Below are 23,553 nucleotides of genomic sequence, written 5' to 3'. Positions count from 1 at the left end.
GAGGTGGTGCTGCACACCGGCGCCGCGCAACCGGTCGGGGAACTGCCCGAGCTGGTCTGGGGCCGCGACGTCACCGAGCTGGACGAGGTGACGGCACCGGCGCGGCTGACCCGGATCCCCAACCCGCGGCTGGCCGACACGACCGATCCGCGGCTGCACCCCGAGCGGGTACGCCAATGGGCCGCGGACCGCGGCCGGCGGGCGGTGCTGACCTGGTCGCCGCGGAGCCGGGACGCCTACGACGCGGTGCTGCTCACCGGCACCGGCGAGGACGTACCACTCGCGGACGTGTACCGCCCGAGCAGCCCGGAAGCGGTCGCCAACGTGCCCGCCCTCGCCCGGACCGCCGGTGAGCTGGTGTCCGAGCTGCGCGGCACGGTCAAGTCGCTGCTGCCCGACCATATGGTGCCGGCCACGATCACGCCGATCGAGCGGATCCCGCTCACCCCGAACGGGAAGATCGACCGCAAGGCCCTGCCGGAACCCGAGGTCATGATCACCGGCGCCCAGGACCGCGGTCCGCGCAACCCGTACGAGGAGATCCTGTGCGAGCTGTTCGCCGACCTCCTCGGCCTGCCCCGGGTCGGTGTCGACGACAGCTTCTTCGACCTGGGCGGCCACTCGCTGCTGGCCACCCGGCTGACCAGCCGCATCCGCGCCGTCCTGGGTATCGAGGTGCCTCTGCAGCAGGTGTTCGCCGCGCCGTCACCCGCCCGGCTCGCCGTGGTGCTGGCACACGGGTCGGACGCGGACCGCATGGCGCCCGCCCTTGTGCCGGAGCCCCGGCCCAAGGCGCTGCCCCTGTCGTTCGCGCAGCAGCGGCTGTGGTTCCTGCACAAGCTGGAGGGTTCGTCGGCGACGTACAACTCGCCCTTGGCGGTGCGGCTGTCCGGTGCCCTCGACGTGGCCGCGATGCGGTCCGCCCTGGGCGACGTGGTGGCCCGGCACGAGGCACTGCGCACCGTCTTCGCCGAGCGCCGTGGAGTGCCGCACCAGCAGATCCTTGACGTCGGCGACATCGACCTGCCGGTGCGCGAGGTGTCCGAGGACGACCTGGCGCAGGTGCTCCGGGACGCCTCCCGGCACGAGTTCGACCTGTCGCGGGAGATCCCGCTGCGGGCGTGGCTGTTCGCTACGAGCCGCGACGAATGGGTGCTGCTGCTGGTCGTGCACCATGTCGCCGCGGACGGCTGGTCGCTGCGGCCGCTGACCCGTGACCTGACGACGGCGTACGAGGAACGCGCAGCCGGGCGTGGACCGTCCTGGGCGCCGTTGCCGGTGCAGTACGCGGACTACGCGCTGTGGCAGCGCAGGATGCTGGGCGACGACGCCGACCCGGACAGCCGGATCGGCCGCCAGCTCGCCTACTGGCGGGAACAACTGGCCGGCCTGCCGCGGCTGGTGACGTTGCCGACCGACCGGCCGCGCCCGGAGGAGGCCGGTCACCAGGGTGCGACGCTGACCCGCAATCTCGACGCAGATCTGCACCAGGCCCTGCGAGCGCTGGCCCGCGGCAACGGATCCACACTGTTCATGGCCCTCCAGGCGGCGCTCGGCGCGCAGCTGAGCCGCAGCGGGGCCGGCACCGACATCCCGGTGGGTGCACCGATCGCGGGACGGGTCGACGACGCCCTCGAGGACCTGATCGGCTTCTTCATCAACACGCTGGTGCTGCGCATCGACACCTCGGGCGGCCCGAGCTTCGTCCAGCTGCTGGAGCAGGTGCGCGACACGAGCCTGGCCGCGTACGCCCATCAGGACATCCCCTTCGACCACCTGGTGGAGAAGCTCAACCCCGACCGGTCGCCCGCGCACCACCCGCTCTTCCAGGTGCAACTCGTGCTGCAGAACACACCGGAGGCCGAGTTCGAGCTGGCCGGCCTGACCGCGCGGCCGCAGCTGGACGGGGTCGAGACCGGCGTGGCCCGGGTGGATCTCACCGTCAACGCGATCGAGACGTTCGACGACCGTGGCGCGCCCGGCGGACTGATCCTCGTCGCCGAGTACGCCACCGATCTCTACGACGGCGCGACCATCGACGCCTTCCTCGACGAGTTCGGCCGGCTGCTGCGTGAAGTCGTCGACTCTCCCCACCAACCCATCGGAGGACTTGAATTGACGAGCGGGGCGGAAGTCAACCTTGCGGATCCCGTACCGGGAACGCTGCCGTGGCTGTTCGAAACCTGGGCGACGGCCGACCCGTCCGCGATCGCCGTGAGCGACGGCGCGGCCGGCCTCACCTATGCCGAGCTGAACAGCCGGGCGAACCGGATGGCGCGGGCGCTGATCGAGCGGGGCGCGGGCCCGGAGGACCTCGTCGCCGTGCTGCTGCCGCGCAGTGTCCGGCAGGTCGTCGCCATCTGGGCCATCGCCAAGAGCGGGGCGGCGTACCTGCCGATCGACCCGGCCTACCCGGCCGACCGGGTGGCGTACCTCTGCGCGGACGCCCGGCCGGAACTGGTCGTGACGGATGCCTCGGGGGCCGCCCGCCTCGGCGCGGAGCAGCCGTTGATCGACATCGACGAACCGGCCACCGTCGCGCAGTGGGAGGGCCTGCCGGACACGAACCCGACCGACCGGGATCGCTCGGCCGCCCTCGGCCTGCACCACCCCGCCTACGTCATCTACACCTCGGGTTCGACCGGCCGGCCCAAGGGCGCAGTGATCACCCACGCGGGCCTGGCGGGCGCGGCCGAGGCGTGGCGGGACCGCTGGGGCTTCGGGCCGGGCTCCCGCGTCCTGCAGCTCTCCTCACCGAGCTTCGACGCCTCGGTCATGGACCTCGTCGTCGCGTTCGCCGCGCACGGCACGCTCGTCCTTCCCGAGCCGGGCCTTCTCGCGGGCGAGGCGCTGGCCCGGGTGCTGGCCGAGCAGCGGATCACGCACCTGGTGACGCTGCCGTCGGTGCTGGCGAGCCTGCCGGCCGACGCGCCGGGCCGGCTCACCGAGCTGCGCGGACTGCTCCTCGGCGGGGAGGTCCTCACGCCCGATCTCGCCGCCCGCTGGTCGCCGGAGCGACGCATGGTCAACGTCTACGGCCAGACCGAGACCACCGTCGCCTGCACGATGACAGATCCCCTTGACAGCGCGGACGGCGCGCGCGTCACGGTCGGCCGGCCCAACCCGGGGATGCGCATCTACGTCCTCGACGCGGCCCTGCGGATCGTGCCGCCCGGCACCGACGGCGAGGTGTACGTCGCCGGGCCGGCCGTGGGCCGCGGTTACCTGCACCGGCCCGGACTGACCGCCGGCCGGTTCGTCGCCGACCCGTACGGCCCGGCAGGCTCGCGGATGTACCGCACCGGGGACATCGGCCGCCTGAACCACGCGTTCGAGCTGGAGTACGTGGGCCGCACCGACGACCAGGTGAAGATCCGCGGGATGCGGGTGGAGCCCGGCGAGGTGGAGGCCGCGCTGGCGAAGCACCCGGCCGCGGCACAGGCTGCCGTGGCCGTGCGAGCCGACCGCCAGGGCGACCTGGCGCTGTTCGGGTACGTGGTCCCCGCCCGCCCCGACACCGACGTCACCGGCATCCGGGAGGATCTGCGCCGGTCGTTGCCCGAGCATCTGGTGCCGGCGGTGGTGATGGCGGTGGAGGAGTTCCCGCTCACGCCGAACGGCAAGGTGGACCGGGAGGCGTTGCCGGTGCCGCAGATCGCGGCACCGGTGGGGCGTGGCCCCCGCACCCCGCAGGAGGAGATCCTCTGCGGGCTGTTCGCCGAGGTGCTGAACCTGGGACAGATCGGCGTCGAGGACAACTTCTTCGACCTGGGCGGCCACTCCCTGCTGGCGAACAGGCTCATCGCCCGCATCGCCGAGGTGATGGGCACGGAGGTTCCGATCCGGACGTTCTTCGCCGGGCCCACCGTCGCCCAGCTCGCCGAGCACCTCGGCTCCGACGGCACGGACAAGGCCTTCGACGTACTCCTCCCGCTGCGCACCGGGGGCAGCCTGGCGCCGCTGTTCTGCATCCACCCGGGAGCGGCGATCTGCTGGTCCTACTCGGATCTGCTGCTGCATCTGAGCCCCGACTTCCCCGTCTACGGGCTGCAGTCCCGCGCGCTGAGCCACCCCGACGAGCTGCCGGAAACCCTGATCCAGGTCGCGGACGACTGCATCGAGGAAATGCGCCAGGTGCAGAAGACCGGGCCCTACTACCTGCTCGGGCAGTCGTTCGGCGGCGTCGTGGCGCACGCCATGGCCGCCCGCCTGCAGGCCGCCGGGGAGCAGGTCGGACTCATCGTCGCCCTCGACTCCGAACCGGCCAGGCCGCTGACCGAGGAGGAACAGCAGCAGGTCGTCGAGGCCACCGCCAAGGTCTACACCGGCATCCTTGAGGTGCTGGGCGTCGACCCGGCGACCCTGCCGAGCGGGAAGCTCTCCTTCGCGCAGTTCTCGGAGCTGGCCCGGACCACCAACACGGTCCTGGGCAACGTCGCCGAGGACGAGTTCCGGCTCCTGATGGAGATCCTGCACCGCAATATCTCCATCGCCACCAGGCATCGGCCGGAACGGGTCGACGCCGACATGCTGATCTTCGGCGCGACCGAGGAACGGGAGCGGGTGCTCGACCCCGAGGTGTGGCGGGACTTCGTCGGCGGCGACATCACGTACCACCCGGTCCCGACCGGCCACAGCACGATCATGACGCCGGAGGCGCTGAAGCTGATCGGCCCGATTCTCGAGGAACACCTCCGGGCCGCCATCGCCGCCAACGCGACAACCAAGGAGGAGAACTGATGGGCAACCCGTTCGACGACACCGAGGGAACGTTCCTGGTGCTGGTCAACGACGAGGGTCAGTACTCGATGTGGCCCGCGGCCATCGACGTGCCGGCCGGGTGGACCGTCGCCCACCCCGAGGACGCGCACCAGGCGTGCCTCGACTACATCGAGGAGCACTGGACCGACATGCGGCCGCGGAGCCTGGTCCGCGCCATGGGCGAGGAGTCCTGAACCGTGCCCGCACACAACGTCGCGAGCGGGCCAGGCGCCCCCGAGCCGGGGCGTGACCTGCTCGAGCTGGTGGACACCACAGGACAGACCGTCGGGGTGCTCGACAAGCTGGCGGCCCACACGAGTCCCGGCCATCTGCACCGGGCGTTCTCCGTGTTCCTCTTCGACGACGAGGAGCGCCTGCTGCTACAGCGGCGGGCGCCGGGCAAATACCACTCGCCGGGAGTGTGGTCCAACACCTGTTGCGGCCACCCCTTCCCAGGGGAACCACCGGCCGGCGCTGCCGCACGGCGTGTCAAGGAGGAACTCGGCATAGCGCCGGTCGGTCTCGCGGCCGCCGGCACCGTGCGGTACGCGCTGCCGGACCCGAAGTCGGGCCTGATCGAACGCGAGTACAACCATGTGTTCGTGGGCCGGTTCCGGGACGAGCCGCGGCCCGATCCCGCGGAGGTCTCGGAATGGACGCTGGTCACGCCTGAGCGACTGCGGGACATGCGGGACCGGCTCGAGTTCTCCGTGTGGTTCCCGGCCGTGCTCGAACGTGCCGTCGGGGCGGGACGTACCGCAGACCTTCATCTGGACGCGTGGCGTTGAGCCACCCCCGCCTCGACGTGGATTCTGACAAGGAGAACCGGGTGACCGAGGAGCCGGCAACAGTCCGAGATGCCTGCGCCACGCTATTGGAGAAGACGGCACAGACCCTGCAACTGGGCGCCAGCGGTACGGAATTCGTTGCGACGTTCCGGGCCATGACCGACCACTGGGGCGACGCCCGCCCCCACGATCTTCCCCTGTCGGACGTGTCGCCCGACGGGTCGCCGGTGGAGTACGCCGTCGACCTCGACGGGGACGCGCCCGCCCTCCAGTTCGCCATCGAGCCACTGACCGCGGGCGTGCCGGCCCGCGACCCCGGCGCGGCGCGGGCGCTCATGCCGCTGCTCGCCGAACGCTACGGCACCGGCGCGGCCCGGTGGTCGGCCGTGGCGGACCGCCTCCTGCCCGACGACGCGTACGGACCGCATGTGTCCATGTACGGCGCCGAGGTGCGCTCCGGCGCCCCGATCCGGTTCAAGGTCTGGTTCTACCTGGACGTGAACGGCCCGGACGGGGTGTTCGACCTGCTGTACACCGCCCTGGACCGGATGGGGGCGAGGCATCTGTGGCCGGTGGTCCAGGCGCATGTCCACCGGGCCGGGTACGACGTGCCGTTCCTGCTCTCGCTGGATCTGGCCGACGACCCCGCGGCCCGGGTGAAGGTCTACTTCCGGCACTTCGCCGCAGACGCCGACGAGGTGGCGGCCGTTCTCAAGGCCTATCCGGGTTTCGAACCCGGCGAGGTACGCGCCTTCTGCAGGACTATGACGGACGGCCGCCGCCATTTCAGCGTCCAGCCGCCCGTCACCTGCGTGTCACTGTTCGACGCGCAGACTCTCGAGCGCCCCGCGGCCACGCTCTACATCCCCCTGTGGACGTACGCGGAGCACGACGGCGAGGTGCGGCAGCGGGTCCACCGTGCCCTTGCCGCGCATCCGCAGGCGCTGCGCCGCTACGACAGCGTGCTCGCCGGCATCGCGCACCGCGGACTTGACGCGGGAACCGGGATCCACAACTACATCTCCTGGCAGCCGGGCCGCTCCCGTCCCCGCGTGAAGGTCTACCTCTCGCCGGAGATGCACGACGTGAACCCACCGCCGCTCGGCGTGAGCCAACAGGATCACCTCGGCGGCCGGCCCACTGCGACAGGAAGGACCGAATGAGTACGCAAGTGCATCCGGCTCCACTGCGAACCGCCATTGTGGGGACCGGGAACATCGGAACCGATCTGCTGCTGAAGGTCGAAACCTCACCGCTGCTGACGTGCGTGCTGTTCGCCGGTCGGCGGGCCGAATCGCCCGGCATCGAGCTGGCCCGCGGCCGCGGGGTGGCCACGAGCACCGGCGGCATCGACGCGGTCGTCGACGCGAAGGACGAAATCGACTTGGTGTTCGATGCGACCTCCGCCGGCGATGCCACCCGCCACTGGGGCATCGTCGAGCCGCTGGGGCTGCCGTTCATCGACCTCACGCCGGCCAACCGGGGCACGTTCTGTGTGCCGGCCCTCAACCTCGAGGACTGCCTCGAAGAGCAGTACCTCTCCATGGTGACCTGCGGCGGACAGGCAGCGGTCCCGATGGCCCGCTGCATCACGCAGATCGCGGGCCACGTCGACTACCTGGAGATCGTCTCGGCGAGCGCCTCGGCCAGCGTGGGACCGGCCTCGCGGGCAAACCTGGATGAATACGTACACACCACGGAGCAAGCGACCACCGAGTTCTGCAGCGCCACGCGGACCAAGACTGTGTTGATCATCAACCCGGCCGACCCCGGCATCGTGATGCGCAACTCCATCGCGGTGTCCACCACCGAGGGCATCGACCTCGACGCCCTGCGGGAGGCGGTCACCACGATGGAGAAGCAGATCCGCTCGTACGTTCCCGGCTACCGGGTCGTGGTGCCGCCGGTCGCCACCGGAGACCGCTACATGCTCACGGTGGAGGTCGAGGGGCGGGGCGACTACTTCCCGCGCTATGCCGGAAACCTGGACATCATCACCTGCGCCGCCGTCGCCGCGGCGGAGGCTCGCACCGGGCGGGGGCGGTCATGAGCGGGCAACTCCAGATCTGCGACACGACGCTGCGGGACGGCAACCACGCGGTCGCCCACCAGTTGAACCGCGCGGACATCAGCGCGTACGCGCGGGCGGCCGAGTCGGCCGGTGTGGACGTCGTCGAGGTCGGGCACGGCAACGGCCTCGGCGCCTCCTCCATCCAGGTCGGCATCGCGGCCATCAGCGACGCGGAGATGCTGCGCGCCGCCAAGGCCGAACTGCGCAACTCCCGGCTCGGCGTGCTCTCCATCCCCGGCTTCGCCAGCGTCGAACGCGACCTCAAGCCCGCCCTCGACAGCGGCGTGGACGAGGTCCGGGTGGGCGCCCACTGCACCGAGGCCGACGTCACCCGCCAGCAGATCACGATGCTGCGGGCCATGGGCGTACCCGTGAAGGGAATGCTTCTGATGAGCCACATGGCGTCGGCGAAGAAGCTGGTCGAACAGGCGCAGCTCATGCAGGACTACGGCGCCGAGGCCGTCGTGCTGATGGACTCGGCCGGCGCGTACACGCCGCAGAAGGTGCGGGAGAAGGTCGGTGAGCTGGTCGACAAGCTCGACATCGCGATCGGTTTCCACGCCCACAACAACCTCGGCCTCTCGGTGATCAACAGCATGACCGCGATGCAGGCGGGGGCTTCCATCGTGGACGTCACGGCGCGCGGGTTCGGCGCAGGGGCGGGTAACGCGCCGATCGAACTAGTCGCCGCCAACCTGCACGTCGAGCAGATGGAGACAGGGATCAGACTGTTCGGCGCCCTGGACGCGGCGCAGACGGCCGAGGAACGGTTCGTGAAGCACGTGCCGACCAACGACAGCGTCACCATCGCCAGCGGCATAGCCGGGGTGTTCTCCGGATTCGCGGCGCCGGTACGGCGAGCGAGCCGGCGCTTCGACGTCGATCCCCGCGAGATCCTGCTCGAGCTGGGCAAGCGGCGGGTGGTGGCCGGCCAGGAGGACACCATCATCGAGGTCGCCATGCAACTGGCCGGCGAGCGGGCACCCACGGACCTGCCGCACACCTCTGCTGACCACATCTGACGGGCAAGAGGGAAGGAACCATGCAACGGCACACCCCGGAATCCGTGGCCGACGCGGCCGCGGTCGCCGCACTGCTGCAGATCGGTGCCGAGATCGGGGCCGACCAGGTCCTGGACTCCGGCGAGATCTTCAGCGCCTCGGACATGGCCAAGACGGCCGGCGTCCCCGTCGCCGGCGTCACCGCCTACCTGGCGGCACTGCTCGCCGCCGGCCTGATCGTCGAGACCGAGGTCCCTGACGAGTTCCAGACGGCCGCAGATTACACCGACCTGCGCCACCAGGCCGGGTACGTGTCCTGGGCGATGCACGCCAACGGCCCTTTCATCGACAACGCCCGTGCATTCTTGACCGACCCCGCCCAGGCCGCCCGCACCCACCGGCGCAACGGACGGCGGGTCGCGGTCAGCTCACGGTGGATCGGCGAACGCGCGTTCTACCCGCAGATCATCGAACAGGTCGTGGCGTCCGGCGCGCTCCGGGTGACCGACCTCGGCGCCGGGGCCGGCGCACTGCTCATCAAGCTGCTGCAGGAGAATCCGGCACGCACCGGCACGGCCGTCGACAGCAACGGCGCCGCCTGCGCCGCGGCGCGTGAGGCCGCCCGCGCCTGCGAGGTGCACGATCGCCTGACAGTTGCCGAGCGGCCGATCGAGTCGCTGGTCGACGACCCGGGGCCGGTCGCGGGCGCGGAAGCCATCCTGGCCTGCTACGTCATGCACGACATCGTGGCGGACGAGCGCACGGCCCAGAACGTTCTCGGTGCCCTGCGCGACGCGCTCGCCCCCGGCGGATTCCTCGCCGTGGCCGACGCCGTCTCCTACGCGCAGCAGCCTCAGGAGCGCAAGTTCAGCGCGCTCTTCACCTATCTGCACGCCACTTTCATGAGTGTCCTTCTGCCCACCGAGCAGGAGTGGCTGGACACGTTCGACAAGGCGGGCTTCTCGCGGACCAGGACCGTGCCGATCGGCCTGCCCGGGGGCCGGCTCTTCGTGGCGAGCAGATGACAACCGCCGCGCGGGCACTCCACCGCGAACTCGCCACCGAGCTCTGGAAGGCCGCCGAAACCCGCCGGCCGGTGCCGCCCGTGTCGATCCGGCACCCGCAACTCGGCCTGGCGGACGCATACGCGATCCAAAGTGAGATGCGCGCGCTCGAAGTGGCGAGTGGTGCCGCGCTGGCCGGGCTCAAGATCGGAGCCACCAGTGAGGCGATCCAGAAGATGTTCGACATCGACCATCCCGACTTCGGATACCTGACCGATCGCATGCTCCTGCCCGACGGCGTCCTCCTCGACCTGCGGAGGTTCATCTCACCGAAGGTCGAGGGCGAGATCGCCTTCCGGATGGCGGAGGATCTCAGTGGCCACGAGGTCACGGCTCAGGACGTTCTCGACGCCACCACAGTGGTCTGCCCGGTCCTGGAGGTGCTCGACAGCCGGATCGAGGCATGGAAGATCGGCCTGGTGGACACCGTCGCCGACAATGCGTCCTCCGCCGCGGCCGTGGTCGGCTCCGGCGTCCCACCGGACACCACCGACCTGGCGGCGGCGCGGATGGTACTGCGCAGCGGCGACACCGAGTACACCGGGAACGGCTCGGCGGTCATGGGGCATCCAGCGGAGTCGGTGGCATGCCTGGTCCGGATCCTGGCAGGGTTCGGCACCGGCATCAGCGCCGGTGACCTCGTGCTGGCCGGCTCCTGGTCCGGCGCGGTGGACCTGCTGCCGAACCAGGAGGTACATGCCTCGTTCGGGGTCCTGGGTTCGGTGTCCCTCAGCACACATGACCGCGAGGAGAAGGACGGTGAGCCATGAGAGGCCCTGCCGCAGCGCAGGCGATCGACTGACGTTGTCTGATGTCGGCTGACCGTATTCCGGCATTCCGAGGAATACGTCGTCACGCGGCGGGCGGCCGCCCGGCCCCGCACACGGAGGCCGGCGCGGCGCGGCGCAGAGCCGGTCCGTGCCGCGACCGCCCGAGCGGCTCGCCCTCCGCCGGTCCTGGTCAGCAGCCCTCTCAGGCGGCCGACGAAGGCCCTCGAAGTTGACGACGTCGGGAACTCCACCAACGCGCCGCCACGCCACGCACCTTGACCAACAGACAGCCGGTCCCGCTTCGAACGACGGTCACTCGCCGGGCCGGCAGGCGGCTGGACTGCGCTGTGCGCCAGGAGCGTCACCGCCAGGAGCGTCACTTCGAGGGGCTGCGCCGTGTGCCAGGAGCGTCACGTCGCGAGGCAAGGCTCCGGACGCGGGCCCGGTTTCACACCGCCCCGCTCCGGCCGGAATCCGGGGAACGGTGGCGGGCCGCGGCGTGGCCTGCGCCGCGGCCGGTCGCGCGGGCCACGATCAGTCCGTCGCGCACCCGGACCGCGATCTCGGTGAGGTCGTCGACCGACGTGTGGCCGAGGGCTGCGGGGACCGTGCCGCTGTCGTCGAAAACGATGCGTGCCTGCGGTAGTCGGTCGGCCGCGAACACTCGGAGCAGGCAGCCGACGAGATCGACGATCCGGAGTCGGGCCAGTTGACCGATCTCGGCGGGGTCGCTCGTCACGACGACGATGGTCACCTCGTCGTCCGGCCGCGCTGAGCGCACCGCGTCCTCGGCCGCGGACAGGCGTCCCGCACCGAGTACGACGACCACCCCGTCGTCGAAGCCGACCGGACGGCCGGTGATCTCGTCGCGCAGACCGCGGGGCGGCACCCACCGGTCCTCGGTCGAGCGGGCCGGAGCGACGTAGGGCAGATGCGGTGGCTCCGTGTCGTCGCCGAGGGCGATGCCGGCCAGATGCTCGGCGGCTCGGGTCAGGTCGAAGGGGTCACCGACGCCGGGGGCGTTCTCCGCGAGGCCGGCCGCACCGTGGAGAAGGGTCAGGGCCAGCCCGGCCAGCCGCACGGTGCCGGCGCGCACGGCGGAACGCGGCTCAAGTGCCAGCGCGAGCAGCAGGGCTTCGAACCGGACGAGTTCGGCCATCGCGGTCCGGGCCGGCTCGGTGGTGAGCACTCCGGACAGTGAGCGCAGCTGAAGATGGCCGCTGCCCGGTGTGTCGCCGAGGAAGGGCAGCCGTTCGAGCCAGACCCGGGCGAACGAACCGAGCGCTCGTCCGACGCAGTCGGGGGATTCCGCCGGCGGTTCGGCGCAGGCTCGGGCCAGTTCGGCGGCGTCGGCCAGCACCGCGAGGTAGAGCGCGCGCTTGCCGGTGAAGTTGGAGTAGACCGCGCCTCGGGTCAGTTCGGCTCGCTCGGCGATCCGGTCGATCTTGGCCTCGGCATAGTCGTACTCGGCGAACTCCTGCCGGGCCGCGACCAGTACCGCCGCACGCGTCCGCTCCTGCTGCTGCGCGCGGGTCAACCTCGCCATCGTGTCCCCTTCCGCTCCTGCTGTGTCATGATACAACCAGCATCCAGATGCTGAGGACATCCGAAAGTGGCGAACATCGGAGATTGGTCGTGGGTGACAACGGGTTCGACGTCGACGTACTGATCAAGAAATTCGGCCGGACGACGGCGGTCGACGGAGTGAGCCTCTCCGCTCAGCGCGGACAGGTGCTGGGACTGCTGGGGCCCAACGGCGCCGGTAAGACGACCGTCGTCCGTGTGCTGGCGACCCTTCTGCGCCCCGACGCGGGGCAGGTGCGCGTGGCCGGATTCGACGTTCGGCGAGATCCGGCTCAGGTCCGTCGGCGCATCGCGCTGTCGGGGCAGCACACAAGCGTCGACGACGAGCTGTCCGGGCGGTCCAACCTGGTCATGATCGGCCGGCTCCTCGACCTCCGACGGCATGACGCCCGCCGGAGGGCCGGCGAACTGCTGTCCCGCTTCGGTCTCGACGATGCGGCCGACCGGCCCGTCGCCACCTACTCGGGCGGGATGCGACGCCGCCTCGACCTCGCCGCCGGCCTGGTGGGCCGGCCCGAGGTCGTGTTCCTCGATGAGCCCTCGGTCGGGTTGGACCCCGGCAAGCGCGACGAGTTGTGGCAGATGATCCGCGGGCTCAGCCAAGACGGCGTCACGGTCCTGCTCACGACGCAGTACCTCGAAGAGGCCGACGCCCTCGCCGACGGCATCACCGTCATCGACCACGGACGAGTGATCGCGTCGGGCACACCCACCGACCTCAAGCGCGAGATCGGCGGACACACGATCGTCCTCCGCCCGGCCGATGCCGGCGACCTCGACCCCGCTGCCGCCGTCATCGCCCGAGTCGCAGGACGGGAGCCCGACCGATCACGCCGCCACGAACTCGTCGTGCCGGTTGCCGGGGACGCCGAGTTCTTCGAGATAACCGCTCAACTCCGGGACCGCGGCATCGATGTCAGCGAGATCGCCTTCCGCCTTCCCAGCCTCGACGAGGTCTTCCTGTCCCTGACCGGGGCCCCGACTGCCGACGCCCAGGAGGCAGCATGACCACGACCCTCGCCGGGACCGCCCGGCCTCGGCGCTTCGCCACCGTCCGGCACAGCGCGGTTCTCGCCCAGCGCAGCCTGCTCAAGACCACCCGGAACCCGGGTCCGATCATGAACGGTGTGGTCACCCCCGCGCTGTTCATGATCCTGTTCCTCTACCTGTTCGGCCGACCGGTCGCCGGTTCCACCGGCGAATACCTGCAGTACCTGTTCCCCGGAATCCTCGTCATGGGCGCCGGCCTGGCCGGAATGATCTCCACCGGATCGGCCATCAACCTCGACCTGAAGAACGGCGTCACCGACCGGTTCCGCAGCCTCCCGATCAGCCGTACGGCGCCGCTGCTCGGCTCCGTGACGGCCGACGTCCTCCGTTACCTGATCGCCGTGTCGATCCTGTTCGTCATCGGCATTCCGCTCGGGTTCCGCATCCAGGGAAGCATCCCCGCCGCACTGGGGGCGACCGGGCTCGCGATCCTGTTCGGGTTCTGCCTCAGCTGGGTCACGGTGTTCATCGGTGTCATCGTCAAGAGCGCCGAGGCCGTGCTGGCGTTCAGTTTCATCGCCTTCCTGCCGCTCCAGCTGGGCAGCAGCCTGGCTTCCCCGACCGACACCCTGCCCGGCTGGCTGAAAGCGTGGGCGGACATCAACCCCGTCACCCATGTCATGGATGCCTGCCGCGCTCTGCTGAACGGGACGCCGGACGCGGGAAGCATCGGCCGCACCCTGCTGTGGTCCGCCGTCCTGTTCGTCGTCTTCTGCCCCCTGGCAGTCCGCGCCTACGGCCGCCAGGAATGACGATGCGGCTCCCTCACGTGGCGATCGGCCGACGTCCCCTCCCGGCGCCGGCGCCCTCGGGCCCGCTGATTTCCGCAATGCCCACCGCACCCCAGGAGGACAACACATGACCTGGCCTGAAGCTCGCGCGACGGACACCGGCCTGCTGGTACTGCACGCCCTGCGCTGCGCCGGCACCGTCAGCCTCGCCCGGCTCCACGCGATAACGGGTCTCGACGAATCCGATGCCGAGTCCGAGCTCATCGATCTCGGGGCCGACGGTCTTGTCACGCGTATGTCCGGCGACCTGCCCGGTTGGAGTCTCACGGACGCCGGCCGTGCCGCAGCGTCCGAGCGGATCATCGACGAGCTCGAGTCGGCCCATGCCCGCGGGGCCGTGACAGCGGCGTACGAGCGGTTTCTCGTCCTCAACCCGGAGCTGCTCGACCTCTGTACGGCATGGCAACTCCGAGCCGTCGACGGCATCGCGAGCGCCAACGACCACAGCGATCCCGCCTACGACTCCCGGGTCCTGGCCCGATTCGCCGATCTCGACCGACGCGCTGCCGTGGTCTGTGCCGAGTTGTCCGAGGCATTGCCTCGATTCGGTCGTTACCGGTACCGCCTCACCGAAGCTCTCAAGCGCGCTGTCTCCGGCGAGTTGGAGTACGTGGCCGACAGTACCGCGTCGTACCACACCGTTTGGGCAGAGCTGCACGAAGACCTGCTCGCCACACTCGGGATGCAGCGATGAGGTGGATTCGCGCGATCTCCGCCCAGGCCGAGGAGACGGCGGAGACACTGGGCGGCAAGGCACTCGGCCTGGTCCTGCTGCACCGTCTCGGCTTGCCGGTGCCGGCCGGGTTCGTCATCACCACCGAGGCATGTCGCGCCTTCCTTCGGGCAGGGCGCCTTCCCGAAGGACTCGACGACGAGCTCGCGACTGCCATGGCCGACCTCGAACGCTCCACCGAGCGCTCCTTCGGGGGACCGCAGAAGCCGCTGGCCGTGTCGGTTCGCTCCGGGGCCGGCGTGTCAATGCCCGGCATGATGAGCACGATCCTCAACCTCGGTCTCACGACCGAAGCCACCGAGGGCCTTGCCGCCGAGACGGACGACCGGCCGTTCGCACGGGACTCGCGCCTGCGCTTCCTGTCGAGCTTTGCCTCCGCGGTCACGGACTCGGAGGGGGACGGCGACCAGCAGGTTCCCGAGGACGCGAGCCGCCAGTTGGAACTGGCGGTCGAAGCTGTCTTCTCGTCCTGGGACGCGCCGCGCGCGCGTACCTATCGCGAGTTGAACGACATCCCGCACGACCTCGGCACCGCCGTGATCGTCCAACGGATGGTGTTCGGCAACCGCGACGACCGCAGCGGCACCGGAGTCGTGTTCAGCCGCGATCCCAACACCGGCGAGAACACCCCCTTCGGCGAAGTCCTCTTCGGGCACCAAGGAGAAGAAGTCGTCTCCGGTCGAGCGACGACCCGGCCGTTGCGTGAACTCGCCGAGCGGGAACCGGCAGTGTGGACAGGGCTGCTCGACGCCCTGCGCCGGATCGAAGGGCACTACCGCGACGCCTGCTACGTCGAGTTCACGTTCCAGTCCGGCGAGCTGTGGATCCTGCAGGTCCGTCCCGGCCGGTTCGTCGGGGGTGCCGCGGTCCGCGTAGCCACCGAACTCGTAGACGAGCGTGTCCTCGAACGTCACGAAGCGCTGCTCAGGGTCTCCGCACAGCACCTCCGGCACGTCCGCACGCCGCGCATCGCGTCATCCGAGAAGACCGACGTCCTCGCCCGGGGCATCGGCGCCTGTCCCGGTGTCGCCGTCGGCAGAATCGCGACCACGGCGGACGGCGCAGTACGCATGGCCCGTGCCGATCCGGTCATCCTGGTACGTCCGGAGACCTCCCCGAACGACATGCACGGCCTTGCCGCCGCCGCCGGAATCGTCACTGCCCGCGGCGGACCGGCCAGCCACGCCGCGGTCGTCGCGCGGGCCATGGGAAAGCCCGCGGTCGTGGGCGTCGCCGGCCTCACCCTCGACCGTGACGACGGCTCCGTGACGGTCGGCGGCCGCACCATCGGCGGCGGCACCCTCGTCACCATCGACGGGACCAGCGGCGAGGTCGCTCTCGGCACTCCCCACGTCATCGCCGACGCGGCCGACGGGCACCTCCACCGACTGCTCGCATGGGCCGACGACGTCTCGGGCGACCACTCCGTACGCGAGGAAACCCAGCGCCTCGAGGCGGCCCATGCGGCACTGCGCCACCGCTGATTCGACTGACTCACCTGACTCATCTGATCCACCTGACTCACCTGATTCGACGACGAGCGGCATCCTGAACAGGAGATCCACCATGGCAACTCGGCATGTGTACCTGGTACGACACGGAGCAGCCGACCCCTTCGGCACGCTGACCGACGTCGGGCAGCGGCAGTCGGAACTGGTCGGCAAACGCCTGGCCGGACTTCCGATCGAAACGGTCTGGCACTCGCCCCTGCCCAGGGCAGTGCACTCCGCGCAGATCGTGGGCGCCTGTCTGCCGGACGCCGCCGTGCGGGAAGCGCCGGAACTGGTCGATCACATTCCGCATGTTCCGGACGACGTGCCACCGGCGTGGGCGGCGTTCTTCGACGGCTACGGCGACGAGGAAGCCGCGGAGGCGCGACGCCAGGCCGACGCCCTGACCGACAGGTTCGCGCGCCCCGCCGAAACCGAGACGCACGAAATCCTGGTCACCCACGCCTACCAGGTGGCCTGGCTGGTCCGGCACGCCCTTGACGCGCCCGCGGTGCGTTGGCTCGGTCTGAACTGCGGGAACGCGGCGCTGACGGTGATCGAGTACCGCGACGGCACGGCGCCGACGGTGCTGCTGTACAACGACATGGGCCACCTGCCGGTCGATCTGCGCTGGACAGGGTTCGGGGCCGGCACACGGCCCTGAGCGGAGCTGACGTCCGTCAAACGGGCTGGACAGTGATCGTGCAGAGTCTCTTGGTGGCCCGAGTCAGGGCAACGTACAGGTCCTTCTCTCCGCCGGGCCGGGCCGTGCTGATTTCCCCGGGACCCACGACGACGACCTCGTCGAACTCCAGCCCGCGTGCTTCGGACGCCGGCACGATGCGCGCATGCTCTGCGATACCCGCGGCTGTCAGCTGATCCAGCCTCGTGTCCGCGCAGATCACCCCGATGAGCTCGCCGGGGTACGACTCGGTCTGCATCTGCAGCTCCCGGACGAGGGTGGCGACAAGCTCATCCGGCTGCGTCGACACGGTGCGAGGAGACTCACCACTGCGTAGGGACCGTGTCGGAGTCTGGTCCGGGGCAATCCGTACGAGAAGGTCCCGGGTGGTCTCCAGGATCTCCTGTGTAGTGCGGTAACTGATGGTCAGGGTGTGGAGGTTGAACCGCTGGCCGACATGAGGGCTCAGCGCCTCCGTCCAGTCGTGTGCTGTCGCGACCGGTCCCGCCTGGGCGAAGTCGCCCACCAGCGTCATCGCCTTGCCCGGGCATCGTCGTACGATCATCCGCCACTGCATGGCGGTCAGCTCCTGTGCCTCGTCGACGACCACGTGCCCGTACGTCCGCTGCGGTGGACCGTCGATCAGGCTCGCTGCTTCGTCCAGCAGAGGCACATCGGCATCGGTCCACGAGTCGTCCGCATCGCGCAGCAGACTTGACCGCTCGTCGTCGGTCAACTGGGGCAGGTGCTCGGCGAGAGTGCCAGGGTTCGTCAGCAGAGCTCGCACGAGATCGCTGGGCACCAGCCGCGGCCACAGCTCTTCCACCGCGCGATCGACGTGAGCGTCGTCCAGGAGTCCGGCCCGGACGGCGTCCGCGTCGAACTCATCGGCCGGCCCCGTGGCAGCTGCGGCATCGTATCCGAGCCGGCGCAGGTCGGCCGCCGCCACCCGGTCGAGGTCTGTGCCGGTCAGCACGGCGACCTCCGCATCGATCTGCTCAAGGATGTCGCCCGTGCTCCGTTCCAGCGCGTCGGTGATGGCGTCGATCAGGAGTTTTTTGAACACCCGTCGCGCGGGGTTGTGTCCCAACCCGGTTGCCACGGCGGAGTCTCGCGCTGTGGCGACAACCTCGTCATGAAGGCGAACCGATTCGTGTCCGATCAGCACGGTGAAGCTTCCGTCCGGAGCCTGGTGACACCGCACCAACTCGGCCAGTGCGCCGGCCAGCATCGAGCTGCCCTTGAGACGCGCCACGTCGAGCGTCTCCGCCGTGTCCGGGAAGACTCCCGCCAGTTCCTGGCAGGTCGCCAGGACGATGTCGTTCTCGCCGAGTGAGGGCAGAACCTGGGAGATGTAGTCCAGGAACCGCGCGTTCGGACCGACTATCAGCACACCGTGCTGTGCCGCGCGCGGGAACGCGTACAGGACATAGGCCGCCCGGTGCAGGGCAACCACCGTCTTGCCGGTTCCGGGGCCGCCTTGGACCACTGACACTCCGCGGTGCGCGGAGCGCACGATCTCGTCCTGCTCGGCCTGCAGCGTCGCGACCGCGGCCTGCATCCGACCCGTACGCCGCGCCGAAAGGGCCTCCATCAAAGGGCCGTCCCCCACGACATCCCCAGCGGTCGGAGTGGAGCCGTCCAGCAACTCGTCGCTCACTGCGACCACCTTGCGCTCCTCCAGGCGAAGGTGTCGGCGGCGCCGCAGGCTCATCGGGTGGGCCGGTGTCGCTTCGTAGAAGGGCCGCGCCGCGTTCGCGCGCCAGTCCACCAGCAGAGGCAGGTCGTCTTCGTCCGTTTGCAGGCCAAGCCGGCCAATATGCAACGTGGTACCGTCCGCCGAGTCGATCCGACCGAAGACCAGGCCGTTCTCGGCTCCCTCCAGCCGGCCGATCTCCTTCGCCAGCCGCTGAGCGGCGACCTCTCGCTCGTGCGTCTCGCTTGCGCTCTCGGCCCGGGTCTTGAGTACATCTGCCAAACGCGTCCGTGCCTCGGCGAGCCGCTCGGTGAGTACCTCGTACACAGTGGACACGTGGGCTTGTTCCCATTCGACCTGGTACGCGGCGGGATCGTTGACTTGCGACAACAGGTGGCTCCTCTTGACAACGTGCACAGCGAAGACTTATTCCTCAAATTTGACTACCGGAGGTCGGAGCCGCCGAGGGTACAGCACGGCGGCGGTCAGCCCGGCATGATCGCGCAGTGAGCCGGGTCACTCCACGCTCCGGCTGGGTATCCACTCCATGCGGAGACGGACATCCCGACTCCTGCCCGTGGCTACCGCCTCACGGACGGGTTGCCTCATGGAACGCAGTGGCGTTCGATCTCAGGGGTGCCTCGGGGTCGGGCCTCAGGGGTGTCTCAGGGTCGTGATCCGGAACCGTGGGAAGCGCGGACCCGTTTTCAGGACAGAGAGCGGCCGTGGCCGCGAAGGAGGCGACACATGTCGAAGAACGCGAAGATCGCCGCAGGAGGTGTGGCAGCCGGGATCATCCTGCTGATCTGGCTGCCCTGGTGGGCGGCGCTCCTGATAATCCTGGGAGTCCCGGCTGCCGCGTACCTCACGCTGGACCCCTCGCAGCGGCGCAAGCTGCGCCGCGTCACCCGCAAGGAGCTCGGCCGCTGAGGCATGACCGCACCGGTGTATCCCGGTCGGCCGGCACACAGGAGCCGACCACATCGCCGCCCGCGGGCCTGCCGACGGTACGGTCCGCGGGCGGCTCGGTGCCTTGCGGGGACTCACGAGGCTGAGCCCCGTGGTCGTGGCCCCCTCAGCTGGGGCGTACGGCCATCTTGTCGAGGGCCTCGAGCAGACCCGGCAGCTCAGGTCCCCGGCCCACCGGCATGACCTCGCCGGGCTCCTCGTCGAGCAGCACGAAGGCGATGTCGTCTGTCCTGGCCACCAAGGACCAGCCGGGGCCGTCGGCGCGCAGGGTCCGTGCGTCGCCCGGCGCGAAGGAGGACCGTACGCGGCCGAGTGGCGGCGGCGTGTCGACGTAGGCGCGGGCCTCCGCGAGAACACGCCGGATGCCGCCGTGGCCCGGCTTGCCGGTTTCCTCGGTCCCGTCCTGCTTCTGGGCCTTCACGTCCTGCTCGGCCTCGTCCGTGTCCGCGGGCGTCGCGGATGAGCCGTTGGGGCTCTGAAAGTCCCCGTCGTCGATCTGCTCGCGCCACGTCGCCCACTGCCGCGCGATCTCGTCCGCGCCCAGGCGGCGCTGGGCCGGTCCCCAGATGCTGGTGTCCGGCGGCACCAGTGGAGGGCGGTCGGCGACATCGGGACCGGGGTCGTGCGGCGCGGGCACGCCGGGCGCCGCGACGGCGACCTCGAGCGGCCAGCCGGGCAGCGCGGCCACGACCGTCCGCTCGTCGGGGGACAGGTCGTACTCCATGCCGCAGTCCCAGGACGCGATGGCCACGGCGACCAGCGACACGTCGTCGATGGCGACCGTCCAGCGGGCGCCGTCACCGTCCTGGCCGAACACCAAGCCGTACCCGTCGGCCAGCGGCGCGAGACCGAGCGCCGCGCAGGCCTCCGGATAGTCGTCGCCCAGCACGCTCGGGAACTTCGCCGGCGTCAGCAGCACCGCCGTGAGCACATAGAGCGCGTCGTCCTCGGCGGCGACGGCGTCCTCGTCCGTCCCGGCCATCCCAGCCTCCCCATCGGTCTGTACAACGGCGCACCCTAGTGCGACCGGAAGGCCGTTGTCACGACTCCCAGGCCCACCCGGAGCTGCAGTTTTCCGGCTCGACGGGGCGAATCGACCACGGCTGCCCCCTCGGCGTCAGGCCGCCGGCAGCCCGAGGAGCGCCCGGGCCACGGTTTGCGGCGACTCGTCGCGTTCCCGCGCGAGCGCGATGACGGCCCGGCACGCCAGCTCGCTCACCCCGAACGACAGCGCCTCCGGCGACACCCAGCCGGCGGCCTCGTCGATCTGTTCCTGGTCGTCCTCGGCGCACGCCGACACATACGCGGCGGCGGCCTCGAACAGATTGTGCGTGCGCCTGTCCCTGCCGGTGTCCCGCTCCGCGCGCAACGCGTTGAGGAATCTGACACCGGACTTGCGGACCCTCCTGAACATGCTGACCACCTTCCCCCTGCGTGGTTGCCACGGCTGATCCTTCATCTCCTGCTCCTCAACGTAGAGTTGGAGCTCCGGCGGCAGAAGGGGACGGCGCGGTGAAGCGTTTCGAGCGACTCGAACGAATCCGGCGGATGGACCCGTACGAGGACGCGTCCGAGATCTACCGTCTCTGCGCGGCGTACGAGTTCCCCTGGGACTTCACCCGATCCCTGGAACTGGCCCTCTACCGCACGTACGCCGTGCCCAGCATCGGCCGGCTCCTGGCCGCGACGGCCGAGCTCACCGACCGTACGCAGAAACGCTACGACGACACCAGCCTGCTCCTGGACGCCGTCGTCGAGCACGGGTTCGACAGCGGAGAGGGCCGCACCGCGATACGTCGAATCAACCAGATGCACCGCAGCTACGACATCAGCAACGACGACATGCGCTACGTCCTGTGCACGTTCGTCGTCATGCCCAAGCGGTGGATCGACTCCTACGGATGGCGCAGGCTGTCACGCCACGAGACGATCGCCTCCACGGTCCACTACCGCACGCTGGGCCGGCGCATGGGCATCCAGGACATCCCCGAGTCCTACGAGGAGTTCGAGACCTGCCTCGACGCCTACGAGGAGGCCCACTTCGACTGGGACGAGGACGCGCGCCGTGTCTCCGACGCCACTCTCGCTCTGATGGCCTCCTGGTACCCACGCCCACTGCGCCCCCTCCTGCGCACGACGACCCTCGCCCTGCTCGACGACTCGCTGCTGCGGGCCTTCCACTACCCTGCGCCGAACGCCGCCACCCGTGCCCTGGTACGCCGCGCCGTACGGACGCGCGGACGGCTCGTGCGTCTCCTGCCACCACGCCGGGCACCGCACCACGCGCGCCAGAACTGGGAGATCAAGGGCTACCCGAACGGCTACCGGCTCGACGAGCTGGGCACCCGCCCGGTGCCCGGACTGCGTGGCTGCCCGGTGCGCTCCACGGATCCGTCAGCCACCGCCGGCGAATGAGCCGATCCGCGGCCATCGGCGGCATCGCCTCTTACGAGGAGGACGCGTTCGGCGACGGTGGCCACGCGCGCGTGCTGGAGGACGGCGGGCACCTGTGGGCGACGACGATGTGACTGGCGCCGAATCGGCGTGAGGCTCAGCCTTCGCGCACGGCCAGCGCCAGGAACCGGGCGTCCTCGTCGACGTACGACGTCATACGCCACCCCGAACGCGCCAGCAGGGGCCGCAGGTTGGGTTCCGCGCGCAGGTCGTCCGGGGTGATCTGCCGCCCCTGGCGTGCCGCGAGCGCCGCCCGGCCGATCGGGTGGAACAGCGCCAGGGTGCCGCCCCTGCGCACCACGCGCGCCAACTCCCTCAGGTTCTTGACCGGTTGGGGGAGATGGGCGATGAGTCCCGCCGCGAACACCGCGTCGAGCGACTGTGAGCGCAGCGGCAGCGCGGCGACGTCGGCGAGCAGCAACTGCCCGTCCCGGTCCCGTCCGGCCCGTACGGCGGCCTCCAGCATGGCCGGGGTCACGTCGGCTCCCAGGACCACTCCGGACGGCCCCACGGCCGCGCGCAGCGGCGTCAGGGCCCGGCCCGTGCCGCAGCCCGCGTCGAGCACTCGGGCCCCCTCGGGCAGAGCGAGTTCGGCGACCGCGGCCGCGTAGGCCGGGCCGTCGTCCGGAAAGCGGCTGTCCCAGTCCGCTGCGCGGGCGGTGAAGAACTCCTGGACATGTGTGTGGTCGTCGCTCATGGTCCGCATGATCCCTCACCGGCAGGGAGGACGTCGCGGCGCACACGTTCGAGCGTGACGCGATCGTTCAGATACCTCTCTGCGTCATATTCCAGCACCTTTCGAAATGCGCTCCCTTTGTGCGCCCCTGCCCCCCTAGCGTCCCTTGGCCATGGGACACCTGGACCACGCCGCCCTGGGCTGGCTGACACCCGCACTGTCGTACGTCATGGCCTGTATAGGCGCCGCGCTCGGACTGCGCTGCACCGTCCGAGCGCTCGGCGCCACCGGCCGGTCGCGCCGCAACTGGCTCATCACCGCCGCCTCGGCCATCGGAACCGGCATCTGGACCATGCACTTCGTGGCCATGCTCGGCTTCAGCGTCAGCGGCACCGACATCCACTACGACGTGCCGCTCACCATCCTGAGCCTGCTCGTCGCCATGGCGGTCGTCTGTGCCGGCGTCTTCGCCGTCGGCTACAGCCGTGACCGCGGCCGGGCGCTGCTGATCGGCGGACTCACCACCGGACTCGGCGTGGCGAGCATGCACTACCTCGGAATGGCGGCGGTGCGCCTCCACGGAGACGTCGACTACGACCCGGTGCTCGTCGGACTCTCCGTGCTGATCGCCGTCGTCGCCGCCACGGCGGCCCTGTGGGCGGCCCTCAACATCAAGTCCGCGGTCGCCGTCACGATCGCCTCGCTCATCATGGGGGCGGCGGTGAGCAGCATGCACTACACCGGGATGTTCGCGGTGAGCGTGCACGTCACGCCGTCCGGTGAGGTCCTGCCCGGGGCCACGGCGATGCAGTTCATCTTTCCCCTCGCCGTCGGCCTCGGGTCCTATCTGTTCCTGACCTCGGCCTTCGTCGCCCTGTCTCCCACGACAGGCGAGCGCGAGGCATCCGCCTCGGCCCGGCGTCCGGTCGAGAGCGTCGCCCGCTGAGCGGTCTTGGGGAAGTTCGGGCGCGGG

21 protein-coding genes are annotated in these 23,553 nt (G+C 70.2%); 16 read left to right on the top strand and 5 right to left on the bottom strand.

What is annotated here, in order from left to right; all coding sequences use genetic code 11:
• Positions 1-402: 402 nt before the first annotated feature.
• From QQY66_RS50240 to QQY66_RS05590, 8 genes are read left to right on the top strand one after another with little or no spacing between them, the layout of a single operon-like run.
• Complete coding sequence (locus tag QQY66_RS50240) at positions 403-4,740, top strand: amino acid adenylation domain-containing protein (protein WP_367667075.1); 4,338 nt, start codon at positions 403-405, stop codon at positions 4,738-4,740.
• On the top strand, positions 4,740-4,955 hold the full coding sequence (locus tag QQY66_RS05620; RefSeq protein ID WP_301977970.1) for an MbtH family protein: 216 nt from the start codon (positions 4,740-4,742) through the stop codon (positions 4,953-4,955). Before QQY66_RS50240 ends, QQY66_RS05620 begins: the two co-directional genes overlap by 1 nt.
• A 3-nt stretch (positions 4,956-4,958) precedes the next feature.
• Complete coding sequence (gene idi, locus QQY66_RS05615; protein ID WP_301977969.1) at positions 4,959-5,549, top strand: isopentenyl-diphosphate Delta-isomerase; 591 nt, start codon at positions 4,959-4,961, stop codon at positions 5,547-5,549.
• A gap of 41 nt (positions 5,550-5,590) precedes the next feature.
• Positions 5,591-6,712 (top strand): tryptophan dimethylallyltransferase family protein, encoded by a 1,122-nt coding sequence (locus QQY66_RS05610; RefSeq protein ID WP_301977967.1) that lies wholly within the window; start codon positions 5,591-5,593, stop codon positions 6,710-6,712.
• A complete protein-coding gene (locus QQY66_RS05605) occupies positions 6,709-7,599 on the top strand; it encodes an acetaldehyde dehydrogenase (acetylating) (protein WP_301977966.1) in 891 nt (296 codons plus the stop codon). The genes QQY66_RS05610 and QQY66_RS05605 overlap by 4 nt, the downstream gene beginning before the upstream one ends.
• On the top strand, positions 7,596-8,642 hold the full coding sequence (dmpG, locus tag QQY66_RS05600; RefSeq protein WP_301977965.1) for a 4-hydroxy-2-oxovalerate aldolase: 1,047 nt from the start codon (positions 7,596-7,598) through the stop codon (positions 8,640-8,642). Before QQY66_RS05605 ends, dmpG begins: the two co-directional genes overlap by 4 nt.
• A gap of 20 nt (positions 8,643-8,662) precedes the next feature.
• A complete protein-coding gene (locus QQY66_RS05595) occupies positions 8,663-9,646 on the top strand; it encodes a class I SAM-dependent methyltransferase (protein WP_301977964.1) in 984 nt (327 codons plus the stop codon).
• Positions 9,643-10,455, top strand: a complete 813-nt coding sequence (locus tag QQY66_RS05590; RefSeq protein ID WP_301977963.1) for a 2-keto-4-pentenoate hydratase — start codon at positions 9,643-9,645, stop codon at positions 10,453-10,455. Before QQY66_RS05595 ends, QQY66_RS05590 begins: the two co-directional genes overlap by 4 nt.
• Before the next feature lie 448 nt (positions 10,456-10,903).
• Here QQY66_RS05590 and QQY66_RS05585 read toward each other — a convergent pair whose 3' ends face one another.
• The gene (locus QQY66_RS05585) at positions 10,904-12,001 is read right to left on the bottom strand and encodes a TetR/AcrR family transcriptional regulator (protein WP_301977962.1); all 1,098 of its coding nucleotides are present in this window, start codon (positions 11,999-12,001) and stop codon (positions 10,904-10,906) included.
• Between the two features lie 89 nt (positions 12,002-12,090).
• Here QQY66_RS05585 and QQY66_RS05580 point away from each other — a divergent pair, with 89 nt between their 5' ends.
• The 5 genes from QQY66_RS05580 to QQY66_RS05560 all read left to right on the top strand — a co-directional run bounded on the left by QQY66_RS05580 (position 12,091) and on the right by QQY66_RS05560 (position 16,767).
• Positions 12,091-13,047, top strand: a complete 957-nt coding sequence (locus tag QQY66_RS05580; protein ID WP_301977961.1) for an ATP-binding cassette domain-containing protein — start codon at positions 12,091-12,093, stop codon at positions 13,045-13,047.
• Positions 13,044-13,841: an ABC transporter permease gene (locus tag QQY66_RS05575; protein WP_301977960.1), complete on the top strand. Its 798-nt coding sequence runs from the start codon at positions 13,044-13,046 to the stop codon at positions 13,839-13,841. Before QQY66_RS05580 ends, QQY66_RS05575 begins: the two co-directional genes overlap by 4 nt.
• 106 nt (positions 13,842-13,947) lie before the next feature.
• Positions 13,948-14,574 (top strand): transcriptional regulator, encoded by a 627-nt coding sequence (locus tag QQY66_RS05570; protein WP_301977959.1) that lies wholly within the window; start codon positions 13,948-13,950, stop codon positions 14,572-14,574.
• Positions 14,571-16,097 (top strand): pyruvate, phosphate dikinase, encoded by a 1,527-nt coding sequence (locus QQY66_RS05565; protein ID WP_301977958.1) that lies wholly within the window; start codon positions 14,571-14,573, stop codon positions 16,095-16,097. Before QQY66_RS05570 ends, QQY66_RS05565 begins: the two co-directional genes overlap by 4 nt.
• 82 nt (positions 16,098-16,179) lie before the next feature.
• A complete protein-coding gene (locus tag QQY66_RS05560) occupies positions 16,180-16,767 on the top strand; it encodes a histidine phosphatase family protein (RefSeq protein ID WP_301977957.1) in 588 nt (195 codons plus the stop codon).
• A 16-nt stretch (positions 16,768-16,783) separates the two neighbouring features.
• Here QQY66_RS05560 and QQY66_RS05555 read toward each other — a convergent pair whose 3' ends face one another.
• Positions 16,784-18,871 carry an AAA family ATPase gene (locus QQY66_RS05555; protein ID WP_301977956.1) on the bottom strand — a complete coding sequence of 696 codons (2,088 nt, stop codon included), beginning with the start codon at positions 18,869-18,871 and terminating at the stop codon, positions 16,784-16,786.
• Between the two features lie 357 nt (positions 18,872-19,228).
• On the opposite strand from QQY66_RS05555, the gene QQY66_RS05550 reads away from it, so the two are divergent.
• Positions 19,229-19,411 (top strand): hypothetical protein, encoded by a 183-nt coding sequence (locus tag QQY66_RS05550; RefSeq protein ID WP_210571217.1) that lies wholly within the window; start codon positions 19,229-19,231, stop codon positions 19,409-19,411.
• Between the two features lie 145 nt (positions 19,412-19,556).
• Here the strand turns inward: QQY66_RS05550 and QQY66_RS05545 are convergent, their stop codons facing one another.
• The gene (locus QQY66_RS05545) at positions 19,557-20,432 is read right to left on the bottom strand and encodes a hypothetical protein (protein ID WP_301977955.1); all 876 of its coding nucleotides are present in this window, start codon (positions 20,430-20,432) and stop codon (positions 19,557-19,559) included.
• A gap of 135 nt (positions 20,433-20,567) precedes the next feature.
• A complete protein-coding gene (locus QQY66_RS05540) occupies positions 20,568-20,864 on the bottom strand; it encodes a hypothetical protein (RefSeq protein ID WP_301977954.1) in 297 nt (98 codons plus the stop codon).
• A 98-nt stretch (positions 20,865-20,962) separates the two neighbouring features.
• Here QQY66_RS05540 and QQY66_RS05535 point away from each other — a divergent pair, with 98 nt between their 5' ends.
• Complete coding sequence (locus QQY66_RS05535) at positions 20,963-21,865, top strand: oxygenase MpaB family protein (protein ID WP_301977953.1); 903 nt, start codon at positions 20,963-20,965, stop codon at positions 21,863-21,865.
• Positions 21,866-22,001: 136 nt separating this feature from the next.
• Here the strand turns inward: QQY66_RS05535 and QQY66_RS05530 are convergent, their stop codons facing one another.
• The gene (locus tag QQY66_RS05530) at positions 22,002-22,601 is read right to left on the bottom strand and encodes a class I SAM-dependent methyltransferase (protein ID WP_301977952.1); all 600 of its coding nucleotides are present in this window, start codon (positions 22,599-22,601) and stop codon (positions 22,002-22,004) included.
• A gap of 151 nt (positions 22,602-22,752) precedes the next feature.
• On the opposite strand from QQY66_RS05530, the gene QQY66_RS05525 reads away from it, so the two are divergent.
• The gene (locus tag QQY66_RS05525; protein WP_301977951.1) at positions 22,753-23,526 is read left to right on the top strand and encodes an MHYT domain-containing protein; all 774 of its coding nucleotides are present in this window, start codon (positions 22,753-22,755) and stop codon (positions 23,524-23,526) included.
• Positions 23,527-23,553: the final 27 nt, after the last annotated feature.

The sequence above is a fragment of the Streptomyces sp. DG2A-72 genome (genome assembly GCF_030499575.1).
GTDB lineage: Bacteria > Actinomycetota > Actinomycetes > Streptomycetales > Streptomycetaceae > Streptomyces.
The sequence above is the reverse complement of the archived record's forward strand: the minus strand, read 5'-3'. Positions and strand labels throughout refer to the sequence as shown.